We start from the raw sequence: 22,711 nt of genomic DNA on the forward strand, positions 1-22,711 counted from the left end.
CGTCAGTTTTAGTCCCTCAAAATGATTAAGTATTATTGAGGATTGGTATTAACTTCCAGTATTCGGTAACTGTTAAATCTAACAATACATATACAGAAAGTAATATGGCTTAAATTAGCAACATGCTACTTTGGAAGTATTCGTCGCAGCAGCTTGTTTCTTTGTTTTACACTTGGACTTTACTTCAAATACATCAGCCTGACTCACTTGTTCTTTAATGGCAGTATTGATACTTTCTTTTCGTTCACTGTATCGGTCAACTAACCAATCAAGATTGTCACGAGTCAGCAAGGTGAATTTCATTAGTTCTTCCATCACATCGACAATACGAGCATGGTAGGCGGACTCTTTCATCGTACCGTCTTCGTTAAACTCTTGCCAAGCTTTAGCCATTGAAGACTGATTCGGTATGGTTAACATACGCATCCAACGCCCGAGAACACGCATATTATTTACCGCATTAAAGCTTTGTGAGCCGCCTGATACTTGCATGACGGCGAGTGTTTTACCTTGTGTCGGTCTTACTGCACCTTCTGAGAGTGGGATCCAGTCAATTTGATTTTTAAGCACAGCCGACATGTTGCCGTGAATTTCGGGAGAAGACCAAACTTGTGCTTCTGACCATTTTACTAAAGCACGTAACTCTTGGACTTTTTCGTCTTCCACCGATACGCCATTATCAAAAAGAGGAAGCCCTTTTGGGTTGAACAACTTCACTTCAGCGCCTAAATGCTCGAGTATTCTTGCCGCTTCTTCTGCAGCATAACGACTCATTGATTTTGCTCTGAGTGAGCCGTAAAGCACCAATACACGCGGTTTATGACTGCTGATTGAGAATTGCTTAGGGGTAACGTCAAAAGTTTGGTTGTTTAAAAAACGCATTACATCTCCAATAGTGGTGTTTTGTATTCACTTATTAAGACGAAGCGCGGTGCAAAAAGACGAAACTATTTTAAGAGTTTCTATTTAATTCTTTTTCGGTTTGTTGTGGTTTTCTATGATAGTCAATTAGATTGCCTTGTTTATCTAACTCAAAATCACAGCAGCGATCGAAAAGCACTTTTAAGTCAGCTCGACTCTTTTGCATTCTAGACTTAAAGGTGGAGTAACTTACTCCAAGCTGTTCAGCTTGTTGTTTTTGCGAGCAGCCTTCTAAGTCAATCTTTCTTATTAAGTCAGCTTCATCTTCAGGCATGGCCTGCAAAAATGGCTCTATGCATCTAATTAAATCAGCTCGAATGTTTGCGTCTTGTTTTTCAATTACCTCGATTAACTCGGTATGCTGGTAGTTATTGTGTTTTCGATAAAAATCTATAATGGCGTGATTGGCAATTTGGAAAAGCCAAGGCTTGATACTGGCCTGATCTTTTAGCTGGTGGATCTGCAAATGTGTTTTTAACAAGATATCTTGTAATAATTCTTCTGCGTCAGCTGGGTTAGAGACTTTCGACAGTAAAAAAGCGTGCAGGCTGTTTTTATACTCAGCCCAAATTTGTTCGATAGACATAATTTCAAATAGTAGTTTATAGCTTTTTTATCTTAAACCACTATCTGAATGACTAAAAGCTTACTGCAGTGGCGTACCGTCGAAAGTAACTGCTGCTACACTCGATTCAGCTTTCAAAAGTGTACGGATATTACCGTGGTCGTCATTTTCTGGGTGTTGAACAACGTCGATACGATAATAATCACCAAAGCAATGCAGTGTTTGTTCTTTGCTTAAATTATTGAGTCGTGCAAAAGCTAAGATTTTACAAGAGCCCTGGTTTTGTTCGGCACTGCTTTGCAAGCCGTTATTATTAAAAGCTGACGCAGTATAAGTGTAATTATCCGCAATTGTTTGCTGACATAGTTCAAAAGTAATGGTTTCTGGTTGGGCTTTAAGCTGAGCTAAGAAGTCGTTTAATGTCATTAGTTTGTTCCTCTTTTTGCAGAGTTTAACGTGCAGAGCTTAGCAGCTCAATTGAATAAAACTAAGCTGCTTACATTGCCTAAACAAACTGAGTCTAAAGTTTGCTCAATTCACCTTTGAAATAGGTGAGGGCATCTTCATTGTTGAGCTTGATTGCGAGCTTAATACCCTGTTGTAATGTAAGGCGGCTATTTTCAGTTTCTCCTAATTGATCATAAACCTTTGCGAGCCTGCTTAAGTAGAAGGTATTTTCCGGATGCGAATTGACTAAATATTGCATAGTTGAAATAGCTTTTTCACCTTCGTTTCGCTCCACATAGTAAAAACTTAAATCGATTAAGCTTGGGTTTGGACTAAGCGTTTGCTGGTATTTTTCAGAGAGCTTTTTAAAGTAAACAATAACACTTTGTAGGCCCTCATTTGCAAATTGCGCAATGTCTGGGCTTTTATCAGCAAATAGGTGTTCCATAGCATCGGTAATACTTAGGCTTGCAACAGATAAAAAATTATATTGGCTGTAATCTGAAAATCGAGCGTGAAACGCTTGCTGACTAAAATTAGCTTTGATGTTTTCAAACAGTGGAGCGTTATTAACGAAGGAGCCAAGAGAAAGATAAAAGAACCTATCTTGGTATTTTTCTGAATACTTTAGCTTTGAAAGCCTTTCAATAAGTCCTGACTTGTCTAACTCTAGAGCTGGTGAGCTGGCAATAAAGCCATTAAATAAAGTCGGCGATTGTTCAAACGCATGCAGCACAAAATTACCGTTACTCGAATAGCCTTCTAGTACCTTGTAGTCGTATGTTAAGTAGGTTTTATCGATAAATGGGATGAGTTCATTTTTAAGCACATTTAAAGTCAATGGGCTGGCAACGCCGGAAGCCGATACAAATTTAGGATGTAGTGTTGACTCAACATTAAGTTGGGGTAATTGCACGATGATAATGGCAGGCATGGGACCCATTTCAACATGACTTAGCCAATCGGTTTGATAAGTAAGCATATCAATTCGACTGCCTCCAGATGTGGTATAAAGGACAGGGTATTTTTGATTTTTGTCGTATCCCCACGGGAATATGACATCAAATGAAATCGTTTGTTTGGCTGCCTTAGATTGAAACTGATGCTTTATTGTTTTAACGCCCTTACTTTGCTGCTCCTGTCCGTATGCGAGCGAGTTTAATAGGCAGGCGAGTAAAAGTATGAATAACGTGAAGTGTTTAATTATGTTCATGGTGACTCCTTGAATAGTTGTCACCATGATGAAAGTAAATACAGCTAATTAATTGATTTTCTATTGATAAAAAACTGATATTTTGCTGATGAAAAGTTTATATCAGTTTCTTAAAGCGCTGGAACAATAGAGATGATTAATAAACCCGCCATGGCCCAGTTAAACTTTTTCATATGACTTGGCTGTTTCAAGATTGCCTGCATTTTTTGTCCTAAGACAATCCAACTCATTACACAAGGAAAACCGACGACTGCGAAAATAACAGAGATAATAGTGACTGTGAGTAAGTTTTGTTCAGGCGCGTAAACGCTCACCGCAGTGAGTGCCATAGTCCATGCTTTAGGATTGACCCATTGAAAGAGAGCGGCCTGCATAAATGAAAAAGGCTTGCCTTTTTCTGTAATATCTTTGCTCTCACTGGGGGTTGCCGTCGCAATTTTATAGGTAAGGTAAAGCAAATAGACAATAGAAACGACTTTTAAAATGTCGTAAGTCACTGGAAAAGCATTGAATAGCTGCATTACGCCTAACCCAACTAATTCAATCATAATAGCAAAGCCAATTACTACACCCATTAGGTGTGGCACAGTCATTTTAAAACCAAAGTTTGCGCCAGAGCTCATCAGCATTAAATTATTTGGTCCTGGCGTGATAGATGAAACAAATGCGAACGCCGCAAACGCGAGAATGATTTCTTGTGTCATAGGATTATTCCTTTACTTGTGTTAAAACAAGCTTAGCGAGTTTTATGCTCAATTATCACGCGTATTTCACTTTTATAAGCTTGGGTTTTGCAATTAATGACGAAAATAGATGGATATAACCAGCAAATATTGCGCATTCTAGAGAAGGATGGACGAATAGCCAACACAGAGCTTGCTGAGCAAATTGGTTTGTCACCTTCAGCCTGCTTGAGAAGAGTGCAAGAATTAGAAAAGTCAGGTTTGATAAAAGGCTACAAGGCAGTGGTTGATCCAGAAAAGCTAGGCGTTGGTTTTATCGCTTATGTGGCTGTTGGGTTGACTGAGCACTCAACACCTTCTCAACTCGCATTTGAGCAAGCACTTCAGGATGTTGATGAAATCAAAGAATGCCATAATGTGACGGGCCCGTATGAATATCTTTTGCGCATAGAAACTAAAGACCTACATACCTTTAAAGCGCTTCATGCTGATGTGCTGGGCTCAATTTCTCAGGTGAGAACCATCACCACCCATGTAGTGATGGATTCTCCAAAAGATACGCGTCAGTAGCGGTTTAGTTAAAACAGTAGAAAACAAAGTTGGTGTTAAAAATTATTATCTTGTAGCTTTTAGCCAACTCTATAAACCCGACATAAAGTCGGTGCTACCGAGTTGATTTCAGAAAATGAGTCGATATTGTTATCGCCAACTCACCAACTATTTAAACCCGACATAAAGTCGGTGCTACCGGGGGGGCAGCGAATCATCCGATATTTTTTTCGCTAATTCGCAAACTATTTATACCCGACATAAAGTCGGTGCTACCGTGTTGATTTCAAAGAATGAATCGTTGATGTTAATGCCAACTCGGCTTTTTAACCTCTACGTCCATCAACTCTTTTCTTTATTAAAATAGGTGTATAAAACCACAAGAAGATGGCAAAGCCGACAACCCACAAATAAGCGCTGATATTCCACGCCAGATGAGGAGAATAAACAATTGGCATGAATGATCGAACTAGTGCGCTTAAAGCTATGAAAGCGAATGCCAAAGCTAACATGTTTGCCGGTTTTAATGCTCTACCAGTATGACCAAGTGAGACTCTTGCCATCATTGCCAAGATCATTAATCCAATGCCACCAATGGTAATTAAATGCAGTGCATCGGCCGGATTAATTTGGCCTGTCAGGTAGCTAAACGCGAGAAATAAAATGCCAACTGCACTTAAAAAGTAGCCTAAATGCAGTGACCAAAGCAGCGGTACTTTAAAGATCTCTTTATCAAACCACAAAATGGTGCGAGTTAAATGCAAAGTGGCAGCAGGAAGTAAAACAAAACCAACATTGATATCAAGAGAAAAGAGTTTGATGCTAGCAAACCCAGTCATCGCCAATAGGCTAAATAACAGCAGCAATTTATCAAGCTTAGGTGTTTTTACTTGTTCATCTCGGTTTAAACCACGCGCTGTAAAAAATGGAATGACACGTCCACCAATAATGCCAATTAATAACATAAAGCCGAGTACGGCCAATTGTGTGAATAAACGAGCGAAAGAATATTCACCTAACCAAGTACTCATTAAAAATGCGCTATTAAATAAAGTGAGTAAGGCAAGTACAACAATCATGATGTAATTGTGTTTTGAAGCCGATGACACCAGCATATGACTCAAATAAGCAATGGCAAAGAGCCAGAAAAATATTTGCCCAAGTAGCAAAAGTAATTGGTTGTCTGCATAAAAAAAGAAAATAACTCGGCAAGAAACCCAAATCGTGGCAAGGGTGAATAAGCCTTTGCCAGAAAGACCAGGCACGCCGGTCCATGTTTGTGCTGCGGTCAGTAAAAAGCCTATAGCCACCGCTGAAGCAAAGCCAAAGATCATTTCGTGTGCGTGCCAAAGTGTCGCAGGAATTTGTGCTTGCCAAGAGAGTGTGCCATTTAAAATAAATTGCCAAAGCAAAATAGCGAGCACTGACCAAAACCCTGCTAATAAAAAGAATGGCCGAAAGCCAAGCATGAATAATGGCCATTGATGTGGCTTGAAAAGTTTAAACTCACTAGGCACCGGCTCGGTTAAATTGATAGGTCTCATTACTACTCCACAGCTTGTTAATTTATCTTTTTAGGGCATGTGAATGTAATGGCATTTACTATGCCAAATATTATTCTTATTAAAATCAGATTATTAGTAAGGTTTAATAAATAATATTTTGAATGGGAGAGTCATTTTGACATAAACTTTGAGAGTCTTTTGGTAATTAAAGAGTCAAAAAAACATGGAGCAACGCTCGTTATCTTCACTACTTATGCTTAATAGAGCGCTGGCTCGGGCATTACCTAATTCTACACAATTCGACGTAGAGCATTGTTTTGAAGCCGTTATTCAGGCTGTCAAAGAATGCTTTATTAGTGATGCCATTGCCTTGTTGCTCTATCAAAATAACAAACTGGTACCTGTTGCCATATCAGGATTAATGCCAGATGTGTTGGGTAGACACTTTGTTATAGATAAGCATCCACGTTTACAGGCAATTAGTCAGTCAGATAAGGCTGTCAGATTCAGTGCCAATAGTGAACTCCCAGACCCTTATGACGGACTTCTGATTGCACAAGAAGGTGATATTCCCGTTCACGCGTGTATGGGGTTTCCGATCAAGCATCAAGAGCATTTGCTTGGAGTGATCACAGTAGACAGTTTAAATGCGGGCATTTTTGAAGACTATGCGCCGTCTTATTTGCAAATGGTGAATGAAGCTTTGACGCGACATGTCAGTGCCATACTACTGACTCAAGACCTGCTCACTAAAGCGCAGCAGGGCAGTCACTTAATCACCGAACTGAGTAAAGGCCAATATGAAATGGTTGGGCAAAGTCTGGCCATGAAGCAATTACAAAGAGACATTCAGTTAGTTGCAAGTTCAGACTTTACAACGCTTATCACGGGTGAAACTGGCACAGGTAAAGAGCTAGTTGCTCACTCTCTGCATAATCAATCACTGCGTGCAAGCAAAGTGTTCGTTCAAGTAAATTGTGCCTCTTTACCCGAGACGTTGGCCGAAAGTGAGTTATTTGGTTATCGCAAAGGCGCCTTTACGGGGGCAAATTCACATCGTGATGGAAAGTTTTTGCTTGCTGATGGCGGCACGATTTTTTTAGATGAAATCGGTGAGTTGCCGCTTAATACTCAAAGTAAGTTACTTAGAGTATTACAAAGTGGTGAAATTCAACCTGTTGGTGCTGATAAAACCCAATCTGTTGATGTGCGGGTCATTGCAGCGACCAACCGAAATTTATTAGAAGAGGTTGAAGCAGGGCGCTTTCGCGCAGATTTGTATCATCGATTGAGTGTATTCCCGATTAAAGTGCCTTCTTTAAACGAACGCCTAGATGATATTCCGTTACTGACAGGCTTCTTTGCTGAAAAAGTCAGTAAGCAACTTGGCATTGCGCAATTAAAGTTGTCGCCGAGTTTGTATCAATTACTGCAATCTTACAATTGGCCGGGCAATATTCGCGAGCTTGAACATGTGATAAGTCGTGCAGCATTAAAAGCAAAACAAAAACAGTGGCCAAATAATATTATCAGTGTGGATGAAAGTGATTGTGAATTGTTTAAAGATAACCAAGCTCATCACAATGCTCAGTCTTGTTTTGAAAAAGTACAAACTTCAAGCCTCGCTCAAAATAGTTTAGATTTGAACCAAATTGATTCATTAAAGTCAGCAACTGAGCAATTTCAAAAAAAATTAATAGAGCAGGCTTTGTTAGAGCATGATCTAAATTGGGCAGCAGCAGCCAGGATATTAAAACTGGATAGAGCGAATTTAGTGCGTTTGGCTAAACGCTTAGGGATCTCAGTTAAAAAATCAATTTAATTAAATAAAACAGAGACTTATTAATTAAATGAACACGATTTTTATTTAGTTTAACAGGGTTAGTAAAAAAGTATGGTGTTAAGAGTGTTTTTACTAATCTAAATCACTCTCAATTATGTTATAAGTTGTTTATTTTAAAAGGATATATTAATTCTTTGCTTATTTTTAAATGGTCTTGCAGTGACTAAATTTTAGTCTAGTGTTATAGGGCGTCTCGTAACTTTTATTAGGGGGCCCTATGCAGGGTAATAAACAAGTCATTGCGCAATTAAATGCGATTTTGACATTAGAACTGACGTCGATAAATCAATATTTCCTTCACGCCCGTATGTTCAAAAACTGGGGGCTAGAAGAGCTTAACGAAAAAGCCTATAAAAAATCTATAAAAGACATGAAACAAGCTGACGATCTCATCGAGCGCATTTTGTTTTTAGAAGGCTTACCAAACTTACAGCACCTCGAAAAATTGCGTATCGGCGAACATGCCGAAGAAATGCTCGCCTGCGATATGGCATTTGAATTAGAGCAAATCCCAGCTTTAAAAGCGGCAATTGAATTGTGTGAGAAAGAGCAAGATTACATTTCTCGCGAACTGTTAGAAGAGATCCTTGAATACGAAGAAGAGTATGTCGACTGGATTGAAGCACAGCAATTCTTAATTCAACATACTGGTATTCAAAACTATCTGCAGTCGCAGGTTGAGGAGTAAATTATGCAAGGTAATCCAAAAATTATCGACCTACTAAATCAGCAGTTAACGCTGGAATTAACCTCAATGGATCAGTATCTCGCACATTCTAAAATGTACGAAGACTGGGGTTTGGGCAAGTTAGGACACAAATTGGCGCATGAATATGATGAAGAGTTAGATCATGCAAAGGCTATTATTGAGCGCATTCTGTTTTTAGAAGGTAAACCAGATACAGCCTCTCGTCAGCCAATTAATGTAGGTGATAACGTTCAGCAAATGCTTGAAAACGACTTGACGGCTGAGATGACAGTCGCTGCGAGTTTAAAAAACATCATAGGTGAGTGCGAAAAAGCACAAGACTATGTGACCCGTGAAATTCTAGAGAAACTCTTAGATGACACAGAAATGGATCATATTTATTGGCTTGAACAACACCTAAACCTAATCAAACTAATGGGTCTGCCAAACTACATACAATTGCAGATGGATAATAGTGCACCGGATGCGTAATTGAATGTACTTTTGTTGTTTTTATAGACAAAAGTACAATGCTTAGGGCATTGTTTTTATTCAGAACTTGCCCTAAATTTTTTATATGAGCGAACTTTATTGTCAGCCTTTAACTTGCACAGGGCCGTTTTTACCTCCTTTTTAGCGGCCTGTTAAAGCATTAAAGTTCAGCTCGCTTTATATTAAGCTGAGAATAGCTAACATAATTAAGAGTGTAGACATTATTTCTTAACCTATCTGAACATCAACATTAGTACTTATTTCAACAACGCTTATTTAACCTGAATTAAACATCGTTAAAAGCTGATGGTTGATCAGGTTTTTTCAAAATCTCCTCGCATGATACTTCTTTAGCCATTAGAATAGCGGCATTGTAATTTTAGAAGTTGTGAAATATGTCATTACCTCCTTGTCCTAAATGTAATTCTGAATACGTATACGAAGATCAAACAAACCTTGTGTGTCCTGAGTGTGCACACGAGTGGAACCCAAATGAAGTAGACGAAGATGCATTTGAAGTGAAAGATGCAAACGGTACCGTGCTTGCTGACGGTGATAAAGTGACTGTTGCTAAAGATCTTAAAATCAAAGGTAGCTCACAAGTGATAAAAATAGGCACTAAAGCCCTAGTTCGTCGTGTATTAGATAAAAAAGACCATGAGCTTGACTGTAAAGTGGATGGTGTTGGCGAAATGATGGTAACAGCTAAGTTCGTTAAAAAAGCTTAATAGATATAATGCCTCAAACTAAAAAGGCCCGGATCGGGCCTTTTGTCATTAGTAAAGGTTGAGCTTAAAGCTTATTGCCATTTACCAATTCATGTAACTCTTCAAGCGATGCTGCGATTTTAACGCCAGGAACGTTAGTACCAATTGTCGCTTCAAATGAGCCTTCTACGTTTGAACGGAATGACGTAAATGAAATTCTGTAAACACCACGAACAAGCGCTTCGCTTGCGTTATTCATTGACGTTGTTTTACGAAGAAGAGAGTTATAATTTGCGCCACTTGGGTTTGCTGGTAACTCAGAAGTGTCGTCGTTACGCCCTAAGTTTTGTAGCACCTTGCCACCGTTTTTGATTTTTGTATTGTCGATGATATTTAAACGATCAAACACAATATAAGTATCAAAGAATTTATCAGCATCTTTTTGCATGCCAGGCGTATAATTAGCATGTTTAAAGTCAGCCTCTGCTGGCGCTGAAACCGCCGGTGACATCATAGATACACCGATTTCATCAACTGCAGCAGGTACCCAGGCATAAAGATAATAAGTATCTTTGCCTTTGTATTTACCTTCAGGCTGTACTGATGAGTCTACATAACCAAAGTAATTCGAGTAATTAGCATAAGGTAAACGCGCCTCAATGCCCGCTACACCTTCAGAAATAGAGCTTTTAAGGTGAGGACCTGTTGCCGAACAACCCGCTAAAATTGCAGCAGTTACGAATGGTAGAGTTAAACGAGAGATTTTCATTGATTTGACTCCATGTCACTATTTTAGAAATGAGCATAGAGTATACGCGTGAAAGTTTTATTACTAAAGTACTAGTTTATGGAAATTTTTCATCTTAGCTAATCTAAGTTGAGTGTAACTCATACAAAAAAGCCACCTAAAATAGGTGGCTTTTGGTTGTTTTTAAGGAAGTTAAGTTACTTTTTAGCTTCTTTTGCTGCTTTTAAATTTGCAGCATGGTCGATTTCGTAAGTTGGCATGGTTTTCTTGCCGTCAATTAGGTAGTTGTCCATCCAACGCATTAAACGAATGCTGTAGTCATACTGTGCAGCTACTTTACGGTTACCATGACCTTCACCTGGGTAGTAAATTAGACGAACATCTTTACCCTGTACTTTCATGTAACGGTATAGCTCCATTGACTGAGCAGGGTGAACTCGTGGGTCGTCTTTACCGTGCATGATCAGTAATGGTGTTTCAGACTGACCTGCCCAGTAAATCGGGCTGCGCTCTAGGTACCATTGCCACTTTTCCCAAGGGTATGAACGGGCATGTACAAGGTACATTTCATTAGAGATGTCAGTTGTGCCAAACTTAGATAGTTGGTTTGTTACACCCACAAACATAACACTTGCCGCGAAGTGTTCAGTCAGTTTAGTTGCACCCCAAGCAGAAGCATAACCACCGTATGAACCACCAGTGATACCAACGCGCTTGCTATCAACTAAGCCCATTTCAACTAAATGGTTTTTCATATCAACTAGATCGTCAAACTCTTTACCCGCATAGTCGCCTTGACCAAGCTTAGAATAATCAACGCCTTTACCGGTTGAACCACGGTAATTCGGGTAGAAAACAGCATAACCACGAGCTGCACCCATTTGACCTGGATCTGAGTAGCTCGTTAACCAACCGTCTTTGTCATGGCTTTCAGGACCACCGTGAACTGCCATGATCAGTGGGTAACGTTTACCTTCTTGGTAATCAAGTGGGTAAATTAATACGCCGCCAATCTCTACACCGTCACGGGCTTTGAAAGAAATGTTTTCTTGTTTCGCAAAGCGTTTATCATTTAACCAATCATTTGAATCTGAAAGGCGTTTTGTCTTTTTACCGCGAAGCATGAAAACTTCGTTCGGGTGCGTGTCAGTGTTACCTCGAAGAACGATGGTCTTGTCTGAGTCAGATACAGATAGGTTAGAAGCAATCAGTTTGCCTTCTTTTACAATCTTCTTGTATTTGTTAGAGCCTACTTTAATTTGACCAACGAAGCTTTCTGCGCCCACGTTTGCAACAAAGTTTAATGTGTTACGACGGTTAGCCCACTCGAAATCACCAATGTGGCCCATGAAGTTCGGGATCCACTCTTCAATTTCACCTGTCTTTGCATTACCTAGATATAGACGACCCGTTGCAGGGTCGTGTTTGTCTTCTGCACCAAGAATGGCAACATAATCGCCTTCGTATGAGAATTCGGCAGCACCTAACTTACCTTCTGTTTTGAAAGATGTGGTAATTTTCTGTGAAGCTACGTCCATCACGTGCCACTGTGACTTCATATATTTGTCGTCAATCAGCGCTGTAGGCTGAGTTTTAACAAGTAACTTGTCACCTTCATCAGAGAAGTTGATGTCGCTTACATAGCCTTCAATTTCTACCGCAGCAGGTTTAAGCGCTTTTTCAGATTGCACTAAATCAACAAGATGTAATTGTTTGTTTTTTAGACCTAACTCATAAACTTCAGCCATAAAACCAAGCTTTTTAAGTTCTTTTTCAGTCTTATCTTTAGCAGGCATCGCTAAGATGGCAACTTGTTTGCCATTTGGGTTTAGCTTGTAGCTAGAGATTGAAGTACCGTTTAATGATAATACTTTTTGTGACTCACCACCGTTAGCAGCGATGCGGTATAAAGACGTGAATTTGTCAGTTTTCTTTTTGGTTAGGAAGTAGATGAAGTCACCATCAGCAGACCACTGAATGCTGCGAACACTCACTTTACCTGTGATGAAAGGGCGCTCAACGCCTTTGTCATCAACAACATAAAGCTCTGAGTAGTTTGTGCCATTAGCATCAATATAAAGCTCTCTTGGCACTGAGCGTGTAAAAGCAACAAGTTCGCCTTCAGGATCTACCGCTGTTTGTCCAACAGATTGGATTTTTGGAATGTCTTCGATTGTTATTGTGTCATTTGCAAGTGCAGACGAGGTAACTAAACCCACTGCAAGTGCAATTGTTGATTTTATTAACTTCATTATATGACCTTGTTGTTCAGTTTTGTGCGCTATTTTATAGTCACAAATACTGATTTCCAGTGTTTGCGATTAAGCGAGAATAATTAACGACAAGATTTTAAAAGAAATGTTGGTTATTTAATAGAAAAGAAGGCTGCTCATTTATGCAGCCTTAATCGTAGTTATAAACTTTTCTTAGGGGGCAGCGCCACGTTTGCGAAAATTAACCCCGCGACCAGTGACATGAAGATCAAAAACGTTTGTTGGCCAATTTGGTCTGCATTCACGAAGCTTTGTCCTTCAATTAATGAGTTCAAACCAATGTATGTTTTAGAACCGGGTACCAAAACAATAAGTCCTTGCATAGCCACTATTGAAGCGGGTGCATTCACTACACGGTTAAACAAATTACTAAACACGCCTACAGCAAAAGCACCAACGAATGCGCCTATGCTGTAGTCAAAGTAAACCGCAGCGCTGATACTTGCCGCATAGGCGATAAAGCCAGATGCGATAGACCAACTTGCATGTTTAAGTTTAGTTCTGAATATAATTATTAAGCTACAACACAACAGTAAGATAGCTAACCAAGCGGTCCATTTAGGTAGAGCTTCAGGTTGAATGAAGTCGGTTTTACCGAAAAGGGCAAAGCCCAAGCTTATGCCCAAAAATGCACCAAAATATAGCTTAAATAAAAGCATTATAGAGTCCATGACACGTGCTGTGCCTGAAACTAAATGCCTTGCCGATAGTTCTGCAAACCCAAGCGCCAACGCTAAACCAGGAATGAAAACGATGATTGATGAGAGTACAACCAATCGAATATTAACGCCCGGATCTAAATAACTGCTTACTGCACATGCTGCGAGGGCAGCAATAATAGCAACTAAAGGTTCAAGCATGTGCGAGACACGCTTTGAGTGTCCAGACCATATTACAAACAAAAACACCACTAATGAAATCAGGCCAGACCAAAGCACATCGTTCCAACTAGTGCCCATCAACATGGCAAAAGCAGCACCAGAGAGTGCAAAAGTGAAACCTGTCATCCAAGTATTATAAGGACTTTTCTTATTTAAAATGGCCTCAAGCTCATTATCAGCTTCTTCTAAAGATAACTCAGCAGTAAGTACACGGTTTACTACATCATCCGTATCGGCCAAAGAGCCTAAGTCATGATCTCCTGGGTCTACGCGCGCCACATGGGTATATTCTTCTTCGTGGCCGTCAGTCCATATAACAAAGGTCACTGAAGTTGGTGACATAACGAAAGACGATTTTAAATTTAAGTGCGTTGCGACTTCCATTAAGTGCGCTTCAAGTCGATAGGCTGGCGTACCATATTTGTGCAGCATTTTGCCAAGCTTAACAATAAACTTTCTTTTTTGCGTAAAACTAGCTGTGTTCAAGTTTTTAAACCAAATGAGAGTGGTAAAAGTAAATATTAGGTTAACTATAGCCGAAGTTAACCTAACTGGTATGCTTTGTTAGAAACGGTGCGAATTCTAATCACTTTTGAGGGTATGTCTAGCAATTTATTGTGAATTATTTTTTGTTTTTTGCCTCAATCCACTGCGCCATATACTGTGTACTTTTCATGGTGTGATGTTTTAACATTTGCCCAATGAAATTTTGCATTCTGTGCGCCTCTAAATTATCAGCAATATCGACAATACGTTTAACTAATGACGCTTCTAACAGCTGCTGATTATAAAAAGACTTTAATAGCTGTTCAGAAGCATTTTTACTCTCCTCATACAGCTTCTTATCTTGGTAAAGCTTTACTGCTGCATCAGCAAACGTCTGGGCGTTATTAGCAATTAAACCAGGCCATGTATGGTCTTCAGTCATGCCTTCAGCACCAATGTCTGTGGTTACACTCGGTGTTTGGTTTATCATTGCTTCTAATAGCTTGCCTTTAATGCCTGCACCAAACCTCAATGGCGCTAAACACACTCTGGCATTTTGCATGACCTTATTTGCATCTTCCGCCCAGCCTTTAATCAGGAAGCCCGTTTTTGGGTTATGCAAGGCTGTGGCTTTCGGAGGTGGGTATGAGCCGTAAATGTGTAGCTCAGCTTCAGGTAGCTGTTTTTTTATAAGAGGCCAAATTTCTTGCAAGTACAAAACCGCATCCCAATTAGGTGCGTGTCTAAAGTTACCTATGGTCATAAAGTGGGCTCTTTGCTCAAATTCAGGCAAAGACTTTGGCAAGTTCTCAAGATTAACCATAAAAGGTAGGTGGTGGCATAGGTTCAAATCAACTTTGAAATGAGATTCGAGCAATGACATTTCATAACTAGAGATAATTAAACTCAAATCACAACGTAAAATAGCGGCAATCTCACGTTTGGCAATATCACTTTGTAAATCGGCTAAGGTAAAGTCTCGTTTGCCTTTATGGGCAGTATGTCTTGCTTGTCTTAGGCATTGTAAGTCTTCTGTATCTAAGATTTTAAGAGCATTAGGGGCAAACTTATCGACTCGCCAACCAAATTGTTCCTCCATCATAAAGCGATCAAACATCACAATATCGGGATTATAGTGTGTGATATATTCATCAAAACTCGAACAATTTAAGGCTATTTCTTTACTGCTGATCCCAAAATTATTTAGATCAATCATGTGCTCTGTTGGTTGTGAGGGCGTAGCAAACTCAACTTGCCAGTTTTGATTTCTAAACGTCTTCAGTAAAGACATCATATGTGTGCCTGCCGCGGAAGAGTTCGGTTCAGGCCACACATAACCAATTACTAAAACACGTTTGCTCATTGTACTCTCATAGATGTTGATTTTAGAGGCGCGAAGTCTACCTGAATTTACTCAAAAACTCGATGTTGTACTGTATTTAAAAGAACTACTCTACTGACTTAGATATTTAAAATTTTCTGAAATCTTCCATAAGTCCTGAGTTTGTCGAACTTACGTAAATAGCTGCATTTTTAATGATTTAAGTATATTATTTCGCTACTAATTGATTAGGGGAACAGTATGAATCGCACAATATCGTTTGTATTTGGCGCTTTTTTCGTTACATTGTTAATATCATCTGAAGCCATTGCGAATGCCAACACGATCGGATTCAAGACACCAACGGAAGAGTTTGCGCGTTTAGTCGAAGTGCAGTCTACACCAGATATTTTAATGAGCCCAGACAACGACTGGTTAGTTGAGTTGTCACAGCATGCGATTGGTTCATCTAAACAAGTACAACCGCAACTGTCTTTATTTGGTATTAACTTTAACCCATTCAATTACTCGCACGCATCACTCAAGCGTTATGCTGATATTGAAATACGTCATGTGATTTCGGGTTCTGTGCTTAACATCAATAACCTACCTGAAGGCGAGATTAGAGACGTGCAATGGTCTGCGAATAGTCGTTATTTAAGTCTTGTTTTAGAGCGGGTTAATTCTGCAACGTTATGGGTTTATGACGTTAAGACCAGACGATTAGAGCAAGTCACTCAATCGACCTTAAATGGCTTCTTAACAACGTCTCCTTATCAATGGTTACCAGATAGCACGGGGTTTGTGGTTAATATTGCTATTAATCATGGCAAACCATTATTAGAAGAGCCCGTAGAGCCTATAAAAGAGCAACGTATTAACATCCCAAATCAAGATGGTTTAGTTATCACTGAGTACTTTCGTCCTGTAGAGGAAGTTGCTGAACCAACTCAAAGCGAGCTAATTACAAGTGAAGCATTACAAGTGATGGCGCAACCTGAGTCAAACGAAGTAACAAACCAGCTTGATGAAAATGGAAAGCTGACTTCTGAGGTTATTAAACCCGATCCGATTGTCGATCAGTTTAAATTCTTTGCACAAGGCCAACTTATTAAAATCAGCTTAAGTGGACTTGCAAAGCCGATTGGGCAAGCGACCTTTTTAAATCATTTCGATGTGTCTCCTGATTCAACCAATTTAATTGTCAATATGATTGATGATCCCATTACATCAGATAGGCCGCCTGAAAATTTTGCCAACGTTTGGCAAGTCTGGGGCATGACAGGTCATGCTTTATATGAATTAGCAGCAAACCCACTCGTTGAAACTTTAGACTCACCCATTGTACAAAAACATAAGTTCCAGTGGCGTTTAGATAAAGGCGCAACGGCTTTATGGGCCGAAGCTAAACCTGATGGTTCAGATAACTTATTTACTGTCAGTGCACCGTTTCGTAAAGCGCCTCAAGCGTTCGCAACATTAGATTGGAAGCTAGATGAAATAGATTGGTTTAACGACAGTTTGGCATTGCTTACTGAAAAGTCGTTAGATGATAACAAGCGTCGACAAAGCATCATTACTCCGAGAAATGCAGACCAACGTCGTGTTGAATTTAAAACATTTACAGAAACAAACTCGTCTCAAACCTGGCATAAATTTATTAAACAAAGAAATGACTTAGGCACTGAAGCGCTAAAAGTAGTTGGTGGTCGTTATTTGTTTGTGCATAGCCAACAAATTCAAGGCGACTCTATCGTTCAATTACTAGAACGTTTTGATGCGAAAACAAACAGTAAGTCGACAGTGTGGCAATCTCAGCCTGAATTCTCTGAGTCTTTGATTGCACTGCTTGATGATGAAGGCATGCGTTTTTTGTTTAGCAAAGAGACTCAGTTGCAGCCTACTAACTTTTTTATCAGTGATTTGACCTTCAACACCTTGGAGCAACTAACGAGAAACACGCATCCAATAGAAGGTTTTATTGGTGTGAAAAAAGAGCAATTGCAATATCGTCGCGCCGATGGTCAAACGTTAACAGCTAACTTATATTTACCAAATAACTACGATGCAACTCAAGGTAGCTTACCCGTCTTATTTTGGTTAGGTAATGATATATACAACAAGAAAGGTGAGTTTGTAACGAGCAACCACAAAGATATGGTGGCATATGTTGCAAAAGGCATCGCAATTCTAGAAAACCCGAGTATGCCAAGTTTAAAAAATGCGGCTTCAAGTGCAGCTTTTATGACAGATCTAAAGTCTAGTTTCAAAGCGGCAACGGACGCGCTAATTGCAAAAGGCGTGGCAGAGCTTGGAAAAATTTCAATCGCTGGTCATGGTGCAGGTGCAACCTTAGCTTCACTTGCATTGACAAATACGGATTACTTTTCATCAGGCATTTTAAGAAGTGGTCAATATAATGTGACTATGGCAAGCAAAGGGTATTTAGACAGTGATGAGTCTTATTGGCAAAAGGCGTCTTTGTTTAGTGGTGTATCTGCTTTTAATGCTGTAGATAAAATTAAAGTACCGGTTCTGATTATCCATGGTAAAGATGATGATAAGGCGACAAAAATTCAAGCCGAGTTACTATATCAAACCTTATTGAGCTTAGAGAAAGAAGCTCGCTTAGTATTACTTCCGAATGAATCACATGAGTATCAGTCAATAGAAGCGATTTTACATGTGTTATGGGAGCAAGAGCAGTGGCTAGAAAAGTGGGTCATGCCAACGTCAGAAGACTACCTTTTAAATAATACTAACTTCCAACAGTACTAAGCATTAAACATAATAAAGCCGAGGACGACCTCGGCTTTATTTAATTTATAATTCGACCGTCAAAATTTCAGTTGCTCTACAAATCTTAAATTGAGTGCTGTTCCTTATTACTCAATGAGCTACCCACAGAGGCAATAATAATCATAAAAACAGCGAACCATTGCCATACCGTTAAAAGCTCTCCTAAGATAATAAGTCCGGCTACAGCGGCAACAGCAGGCTCTAAACTCATCATGATACTGAATCCCTGTGCAGGCATATTTCTTAGCGCAACCATTTCTAAACTATAGGGGAGCGCACTTGATAAAATACCTATCATTATACCAAGCGGGATAAGCTCCCAATTCAATAATGCAGCACCTTGTGAGGCTGCACCATATGGGACTAGTACGAGTGCTGAAACTGCCATTCCAATTGCAACGGTTGCGCCACCTGAGCCTTGATTACCGGTTTTTTTACCAAATAAAATATAACCCGCCCAAAATCCACCTGCGACTAGGGCAAGTATTACGCCTATTGGGTCGAGCCCTTCTTGAGTGCTCATATCAGGGAGAAGTAATACAATACCTGCAATGGCAAACAACACCCATAAATAATCTCGTTTTCGTTTTGAAGAGAATAAAGCAACCGCAAGGGGACCGGTAAATTCGAGAGCTACACCTATCCCAAGCGGTATTCGCTCAATGGCGTAATAAAAAGTGATATTCATGCCGCCTAAACAAAGGCCATAGACGACAATTGGCCCCCATTTTTTTGGCACGTGTCGCCATGGCCTAAAAATAAGACATAAAATAAGGGCTGAGAAACCAAGTCTATAAGCAGTCGTACCCTCAGGCCCAACATAAGGGAAGAGTTGTTTGGCAATAGATGCACCAGATTGAATGGTGATCATTGCACACAGTAAGCAAGCCACCGCGAAAAGCAAATCTCTATTTGCCATTGGTTATGTTTACTCTCGTATCAAATCAGAGGCGTAGTCTAATCGTGAAATTCACTTTGCTCAATAGGCTTGTATACATTATTCATAGCTTTTTCGGTGAGCATCTACATTTCTAGCATACTGTTATTTTTTATGAGAGATAAATAATCACATTTATTACAAAGTCTCGCTTTTTAAATATGCCATCCAATCGTCATGGTGCTTTTTCATATTTTTATGCTTCTTAGAATTTGTATGCGCGATCTTATCTTTGTCGGTAAGAAAAGGGCCTGCGCGACAGAAGCTGCAATGATTATCTAAAAGGTAATGCGGCCGATTAAGGTGAGGAAGTTCGTCGGATGTTGTTTTTGCAGACCACACATAACTGATACCACTGGTGTCTTTTACATGCTTATCTCTATCAACATTTCTGATTTTATAACCAGAGAAGTCATTGATATTAAATATACTTTGACCAAGATAGTTAATATCCAAGCCCTGTGTCAGTGAAGATTCTAAATCCCACTCACAATAAGGTTTCACATCTTTTGAGGTGATAATGCACAACATGGGACCTGCAGGGTCAAGTACGTACTTATGCGCGAAATGTATATATAATCTTAATAAACGCCTGTTTAAGGTATTTACTGACAGACTCTGCTGTTTAAAATCATCAAGATTAGAAAATGCCGGAATTAATGGAAATTGAAATATCACCACATCGATGCTTTTGCTAGCAATCCTTTTCCATGAGCCCGGTTCAGTGACATCAAATTCTGTTAATACTTTGAATTGTTTTTGTTTTAAAGCATTAAGCGCATTATCTTTATATTTATCAAGCAATACAGTTTCTGAATCATATACGCTGGCAATAAGCTGTGAGCGAGGAAATTGTAAAGAGAGTGCGTGGGAAAAACTGAGATCGCCATCACCAACGGTCAAAATACGCCACTGTTTATTTAGTTTCATAACTACAATGTATAAATAACAATGGCGTGATTATATATTTTATGGCCTCAAGATACGAGGCTCGTCATCTTCTTCTAGAGGTTCAGGAGAAGCTATTAAGCTTGTCTAGCTAATTCATCTAGCAAAGACATAACTTCAGCAGATGCTTGTTCCATTTGATTAAGCTTTTGAATACAGCCTTGTTTGTTTCCTTGAGCAAATAAATTCATTGCTTCAACACCACTGGTATGAACCTGCTTGTGAGGGGCATCAAGGCGTTTAAATGCACTTAAATCACCAAACTTTTTGTGGCCCTCAGAATTCATCCACGTCCCTAGACGGCAACTTGCATGATCAGCAAATGCAGAAATTGGCTGTGAATTTAGTCCAATAAGGTGGTTGTAAACATCAGACTTCCACACAACATGGTCTAGCTTTACAGTTTGCACAAACGTCTGTGTGGTTGCATTCATGATGGTGTTTTTCATCGAACCACAGCTACCTACTATACTTGAATAATCATCGTTTAGTTGCGCGATACTTTCGGATAGATTGTGGTTTGAACTTTGGATCACATTAACCGCGTTTACCGTTTGCTGTGTTGTATCCATGATTTTTTTAACAAGGTCTGAAACTTCGTTTGCTGACTCATTGGTATTGTTAGCAAGCGCACGAACTTCATCAGCTACGACGCTAAAGCCACGACCTGCCTCACCTGCGCGTGCAGCTTCAATTGCCGCATTAAGCGCCAGTAAGTTAGTTTGGTCAGAAATCTTAGAGATAGTGGTAACGAAGGTATTGATGTTATCAGCCATCTGCGACAAACCAGAAATATTGGTTGTCATGGTCGCCATATTCTCGGTTAGCCCATCCATACCTGATAAAATATTAGACAAAGATTTTTCAGATGTTTGGAAAATCGAATTGATATTGTTAATAGACTGGCTTTCTTGTTCTATCGAAGTAAAACTCTGACTAACGGTTTCTCTGATATCTCGAACTTGAGATAAACCATTAATAGCACATTGAAGGAGTTGGTTATCGGTGTTCTCATTGAGTTGAGCCTGGGTTTCGACTAGTAATTCGTTGAGGTTATCATTCTCAGATTGAAGCTTTTCGTTGTCTTGCTGTAAAAGCTGTATTTGTTGACGTAATGCCTGAAGCTCTTGTTCTTGCTGTTGATTATTAAATAAGTTACCGAACACAGCTATTCCCTCTCAAATAGAAATTAGTATTAGACTATCAGCATGATCTAAAAAGTGCCAGAAATAAGCGCACTAAGTTCTTGGTCTTTGACGAATTATTTTGTGTGATTTATCAGAATACATGGCTGAGTCGGCACGGTGCATAATCTCATCTGGAGATTCTTTAGACGTTATCTGAGCCATGCCGATACTGACTCCTACACCGAACTCAAAAATATGCTCTATTAATTTTTCCCTCAACATTTCAAGGTTTTCAGGAGGTATTTTGCTAAAAGCGACAAATTCATCTCCCCCAAGCCTAAAACAGTTATCATTGCCAAATTCGGATTGCAAAGTATTGGAAATTAAAATTAGTATTTTATCACCTGTTTGATGACCATATGTATCATTAGCAGACTTAAAATTATCAAGGTCAAAATAAAGTAAATAAGGATATTTGTTACTCAATGCCGTAAAGTTTTCAAAGCAAGATTTTCTGTTACCGAGTTGGGTTAGGTGATCATGATTGGCTTCAAAGCTTAATTTTTCTTCGAGCTTTTTTCGACGTGTAATCTCGTTATTTAGTTTATTGATGATTTTTCTTTCGTGATGAATAACGTTGTAGAGCACCACACAAGTTAAAATCAGGCCAATCTTTTTTAGTGAGGTATCAGCGACCAACAGCGGGAGTGTGTCTTTGCTTAGAATATCATCGAGTACATCTAGGAATAATCCAACACAGTACATTCCCCAAGCGACGATTAAAAAGCGATTACTGACATACTGGGCGCCATAACCTATTAATAAACCGGTGCAAGAAAACCAAAATAATTCTTCGAATGCATCTATGTCTATACCTGGTCTTTTTAGAAGCAAAAAGGCTAGGCACAAAGTAGTGATTATTATAAAGGCATAAAAATGTTTAATCTTCATCTGCTACATCTAGTTTAAGTCACATACTACATATAGCAGATTTAAGGCTTATATGTTGGTAGAAAGTTCAATTTGTTGTGCAATCATGAATAAATGACTGACAAACAAAACAGAAGTTAGAACAAAACGCATTTTGTGGTAATCCTTATGGTAGGACTGCCACACAGGCATACCTCGCTCGAAGAGTAAGATTAATGGGTAACAAATAGCCAAATAAGCTAATGTAATTGTGGTAGTGGCAAAAGCCAGTAGAGGGAAAGGAATAATGAGCAATACGGCCATCACTGCATGGGTTATGCTTTGATCACCAGGACGCCACATTACTCCAGCACAAAAGGCTGAAATACCAAGGCTATAAAGTGTAAATGCTTTAATAAGCGCTTCATTACTTCCAAGTATTAAGCTACCGAATATACATGCTAAAAATGGTAAAACACCATAATAGCCAAGCTGTACATGATTTGAGAAAGAGTGCATGAAGATCCCAAAATTTGTTTATACTAATCCACTATGATACCAGTTTTACGTAGAACTAGATCAAACATAGTCGTCTTCTGTGAGCAGAAAGGTTGAAGCACTAAATCAGAACCAGTACTTAAAAACTTTCGATTAAATAACGAAAAGCAC

Annotated in this window: 21 protein-coding genes; 6 read left to right on the forward strand and 15 right to left on the reverse strand. The window is 39.3% G+C overall.

Annotation, left to right across the window (positions count from 1 at the left end):
• Positions 1–114: 114 nt before the first annotated feature.
• The 5 genes from arsH to C1E24_RS19675 all read right to left on the reverse strand — a co-directional run bounded on the left by arsH (position 115) and on the right by C1E24_RS19675 (position 3,850).
• Positions 115–882, reverse strand: a complete 768-nt coding sequence (gene arsH / locus C1E24_RS19655) for an arsenical resistance protein ArsH (RefSeq protein WP_138484435.1) — start codon at positions 880–882, stop codon at positions 115–117.
• Between the two features lie 70 nt (positions 883–952).
• On the reverse strand, positions 953–1,507 hold the full coding sequence (sigZ, locus tag C1E24_RS19660; RefSeq protein WP_138484437.1) for an RNA polymerase sigma factor SigZ: 555 nt from the start codon (positions 1,505–1,507) through the stop codon (positions 953–955).
• A gap of 60 nt (positions 1,508–1,567) precedes the next feature.
• Positions 1,568–1,912 (reverse strand): HopJ type III effector protein, encoded by a 345-nt coding sequence (locus C1E24_RS19665; protein ID WP_138484439.1) that lies wholly within the window; start codon positions 1,910–1,912, stop codon positions 1,568–1,570.
• Positions 1,913–2,006: 94 nt separating this feature from the next.
• Entirely contained in the window at positions 2,007–3,146 is a 1,140-nt protein-coding gene (locus tag C1E24_RS19670; RefSeq protein ID WP_171040940.1) for an alpha/beta hydrolase-fold protein, read from the reverse strand.
• A gap of 110 nt (positions 3,147–3,256) precedes the next feature.
• On the reverse strand, positions 3,257–3,850 hold the full coding sequence (locus C1E24_RS19675; protein ID WP_138484443.1) for a LysE family translocator: 594 nt from the start codon (positions 3,848–3,850) through the stop codon (positions 3,257–3,259).
• 96 nt (positions 3,851–3,946) lie between these two features.
• On the opposite strand from C1E24_RS19675, the gene C1E24_RS19680 reads away from it, so the two are divergent.
• Positions 3,947–4,399: an Lrp/AsnC family transcriptional regulator gene (locus tag C1E24_RS19680; RefSeq protein WP_130255373.1), complete on the forward strand. Its 453-nt coding sequence runs from the start codon at positions 3,947–3,949 to the stop codon at positions 4,397–4,399.
• Positions 4,400–4,704: 305 nt separating this feature from the next.
• Here C1E24_RS19680 and C1E24_RS19685 read toward each other — a convergent pair whose 3' ends face one another.
• Positions 4,705–5,922: an NnrS family protein gene (locus C1E24_RS19685; protein WP_138484445.1), complete on the reverse strand. Its 1,218-nt coding sequence runs from the start codon at positions 5,920–5,922 to the stop codon at positions 4,705–4,707.
• 184 nt (positions 5,923–6,106) lie between these two features.
• Here C1E24_RS19685 and norR point away from each other — a divergent pair, with 184 nt between their 5' ends.
• From norR to C1E24_RS19705, 4 genes are all read left to right on the forward strand, one after another.
• Positions 6,107–7,705, forward strand: coding sequence for a nitric oxide reductase transcriptional regulator NorR (gene norR, locus C1E24_RS19690; protein ID WP_138484447.1), 1,599 nt, complete (start codon positions 6,107–6,109; stop codon positions 7,703–7,705).
• A gap of 238 nt (positions 7,706–7,943) precedes the next feature.
• A complete protein-coding gene (bfr, locus tag C1E24_RS19695) occupies positions 7,944–8,414 on the forward strand; it encodes a bacterioferritin (RefSeq protein WP_130255370.1) in 471 nt (156 codons plus the stop codon).
• A 3-nt stretch (positions 8,415–8,417) separates the two neighbouring features.
• Complete coding sequence (bfr, locus tag C1E24_RS19700) at positions 8,418–8,906, forward strand: bacterioferritin (RefSeq protein WP_138484449.1); 489 nt, start codon at positions 8,418–8,420, stop codon at positions 8,904–8,906.
• A 395-nt stretch (positions 8,907–9,301) separates the two neighbouring features.
• Complete coding sequence (locus C1E24_RS19705) at positions 9,302–9,634, forward strand: zinc ribbon domain-containing protein YjdM (RefSeq protein ID WP_058032344.1); 333 nt, start codon at positions 9,302–9,304, stop codon at positions 9,632–9,634.
• A gap of 64 nt (positions 9,635–9,698) precedes the next feature.
• Here C1E24_RS19705 and C1E24_RS19710 read toward each other — a convergent pair whose 3' ends face one another.
• From C1E24_RS19710 to C1E24_RS19725, 4 genes are all read right to left on the reverse strand, one after another.
• Positions 9,699–10,382 (reverse strand): LipL32 family surface lipoprotein, encoded by a 684-nt coding sequence (locus C1E24_RS19710; RefSeq protein ID WP_138484451.1) that lies wholly within the window; start codon positions 10,380–10,382, stop codon positions 9,699–9,701.
• Positions 10,383–10,558: 176 nt separating this feature from the next.
• Positions 10,559–12,613: a S9 family peptidase gene (locus C1E24_RS19715; RefSeq protein ID WP_138484453.1), complete on the reverse strand. Its 2,055-nt coding sequence runs from the start codon at positions 12,611–12,613 to the stop codon at positions 10,559–10,561.
• Between the two features lie 161 nt (positions 12,614–12,774).
• Positions 12,775–14,001, reverse strand: coding sequence for a threonine/serine ThrE exporter family protein (locus tag C1E24_RS19720; protein ID WP_138484455.1), 1,227 nt, complete (start codon positions 13,999–14,001; stop codon positions 12,775–12,777).
• A 136-nt stretch (positions 14,002–14,137) separates the two neighbouring features.
• On the reverse strand, positions 14,138–15,364 hold the full coding sequence (locus C1E24_RS19725; protein WP_138484457.1) for a glycosyltransferase family 4 protein: 1,227 nt from the start codon (positions 15,362–15,364) through the stop codon (positions 14,138–14,140).
• Between the two features lie 219 nt (positions 15,365–15,583).
• Between C1E24_RS19725 and C1E24_RS19730 the strand changes: the two genes are divergently transcribed.
• Positions 15,584–18,100: an alpha/beta hydrolase family protein gene (locus C1E24_RS19730; protein WP_138484459.1), complete on the forward strand. Its 2,517-nt coding sequence runs from the start codon at positions 15,584–15,586 to the stop codon at positions 18,098–18,100.
• Positions 18,101–18,185: 85 nt separating this feature from the next.
• Here C1E24_RS19730 and C1E24_RS19735 read toward each other — a convergent pair whose 3' ends face one another.
• The 5 genes from C1E24_RS19735 to C1E24_RS19755 all read right to left on the reverse strand — a co-directional run bounded on the left by C1E24_RS19735 (position 18,186) and on the right by C1E24_RS19755 (position 22,561).
• Positions 18,186–19,040: an EamA family transporter gene (locus C1E24_RS19735; RefSeq protein ID WP_138484461.1), complete on the reverse strand. Its 855-nt coding sequence runs from the start codon at positions 19,038–19,040 to the stop codon at positions 18,186–18,188.
• A gap of 156 nt (positions 19,041–19,196) precedes the next feature.
• Positions 19,197–19,988, reverse strand: a complete 792-nt coding sequence (locus C1E24_RS19740) for a Rossmann-like fold-containing protein (protein ID WP_138484463.1) — start codon at positions 19,986–19,988, stop codon at positions 19,197–19,199.
• Positions 19,989–20,083: 95 nt separating this feature from the next.
• On the reverse strand, positions 20,084–21,172 hold the full coding sequence (locus C1E24_RS19745) for a methyl-accepting chemotaxis protein (protein WP_138484465.1): 1,089 nt from the start codon (positions 21,170–21,172) through the stop codon (positions 20,084–20,086).
• A 72-nt stretch (positions 21,173–21,244) separates the two neighbouring features.
• Entirely contained in the window at positions 21,245–22,084 is an 840-nt protein-coding gene (locus C1E24_RS19750; RefSeq protein WP_138484467.1) for a GGDEF domain-containing protein, read from the reverse strand.
• 48 nt (positions 22,085–22,132) lie between these two features.
• Positions 22,133–22,561 carry a DUF3429 domain-containing protein gene (locus C1E24_RS19755; RefSeq protein ID WP_138484469.1) on the reverse strand — a complete coding sequence of 143 codons (429 nt, stop codon included), beginning with the start codon at positions 22,559–22,561 and terminating at the stop codon, positions 22,133–22,135.
• Between the last annotated feature and the right edge of the window lie 150 nt (positions 22,562–22,711).

This window comes from Pseudoalteromonas phenolica (genome assembly GCF_005876835.1).
In the GTDB taxonomy this organism is placed as follows: Bacteria; Pseudomonadota; Gammaproteobacteria; order Enterobacterales; family Alteromonadaceae; genus Pseudoalteromonas; species Pseudoalteromonas phenolica_B.

Excerpts from the sequence above, each read along its gene's own strand:
- arsH (WP_138484435.1), bottom strand. The coding sequence starts at position 882 with ATGCGTTTTTTAAACAACCAAACTTTTGACGTTACCCCTAAGCAATTC.
- C1E24_RS19680 (WP_130255373.1), top strand. The coding sequence starts at position 3,947 with ATGACGAAAATAGATGGATATAACCAGCAAATATTGCGCATTCTAGAG.
- bfr (WP_130255370.1), top strand. The coding sequence starts at position 7,944 with ATGCAGGGTAATAAACAAGTCATTGCGCAATTAAATGCGATTTTGACA.
- C1E24_RS19710 (WP_138484451.1), bottom strand. The coding sequence starts at position 10,382 with ATGAAAATCTCTCGTTTAACTCTACCATTCGTAACTGCTGCAATTTTA.
- norR (WP_138484447.1), top strand. The coding sequence starts at position 6,107 with ATGGAGCAACGCTCGTTATCTTCACTACTTATGCTTAATAGAGCGCTG.
- C1E24_RS19750 (WP_138484467.1), bottom strand. The coding sequence starts at position 22,084 with ATGAAGATTAAACATTTTTATGCCTTTATAATAATCACTACTTTGTGC.
- C1E24_RS19735 (WP_138484461.1), bottom strand. The coding sequence starts at position 19,040 with ATGGCAAATAGAGATTTGCTTTTCGCGGTGGCTTGCTTACTGTGTGCA.
- C1E24_RS19715 (WP_138484453.1), bottom strand. The coding sequence starts at position 12,613 with ATGAAGTTAATAAAATCAACAATTGCACTTGCAGTGGGTTTAGTTACC.
- C1E24_RS19685 (WP_138484445.1), bottom strand. The coding sequence starts at position 5,922 with ATGAGACCTATCAATTTAACCGAGCCGGTGCCTAGTGAGTTTAAACTT.
- bfr (WP_138484449.1), top strand. The coding sequence starts at position 8,418 with ATGCAAGGTAATCCAAAAATTATCGACCTACTAAATCAGCAGTTAACG.
- sigZ (WP_138484437.1), bottom strand. The coding sequence starts at position 1,507 with ATGTCTATCGAACAAATTTGGGCTGAGTATAAAAACAGCCTGCACGCT.
- C1E24_RS19705 (WP_058032344.1), top strand. The coding sequence starts at position 9,302 with ATGTCATTACCTCCTTGTCCTAAATGTAATTCTGAATACGTATACGAA.
- C1E24_RS19740 (WP_138484463.1), bottom strand. The coding sequence starts at position 19,988 with ATGAAACTAAATAAACAGTGGCGTATTTTGACCGTTGGTGATGGCGAT.
- C1E24_RS19755 (WP_138484469.1), bottom strand. The coding sequence starts at position 22,561 with ATGCACTCTTTCTCAAATCATGTACAGCTTGGCTATTATGGTGTTTTA.
- C1E24_RS19670 (WP_171040940.1), bottom strand. The coding sequence starts at position 3,146 with ATGAACATAATTAAACACTTCACGTTATTCATACTTTTACTCGCCTGC.
- C1E24_RS19665 (WP_138484439.1), bottom strand. The coding sequence starts at position 1,912 with ATGACATTAAACGACTTCTTAGCTCAGCTTAAAGCCCAACCAGAAACC.
- C1E24_RS19725 (WP_138484457.1), bottom strand. The coding sequence starts at position 15,364 with ATGAGCAAACGTGTTTTAGTAATTGGTTATGTGTGGCCTGAACCGAAC.
- C1E24_RS19675 (WP_138484443.1), bottom strand. The coding sequence starts at position 3,850 with ATGACACAAGAAATCATTCTCGCGTTTGCGGCGTTCGCATTTGTTTCA.
- C1E24_RS19730 (WP_138484459.1), top strand. The coding sequence starts at position 15,584 with ATGAATCGCACAATATCGTTTGTATTTGGCGCTTTTTTCGTTACATTG.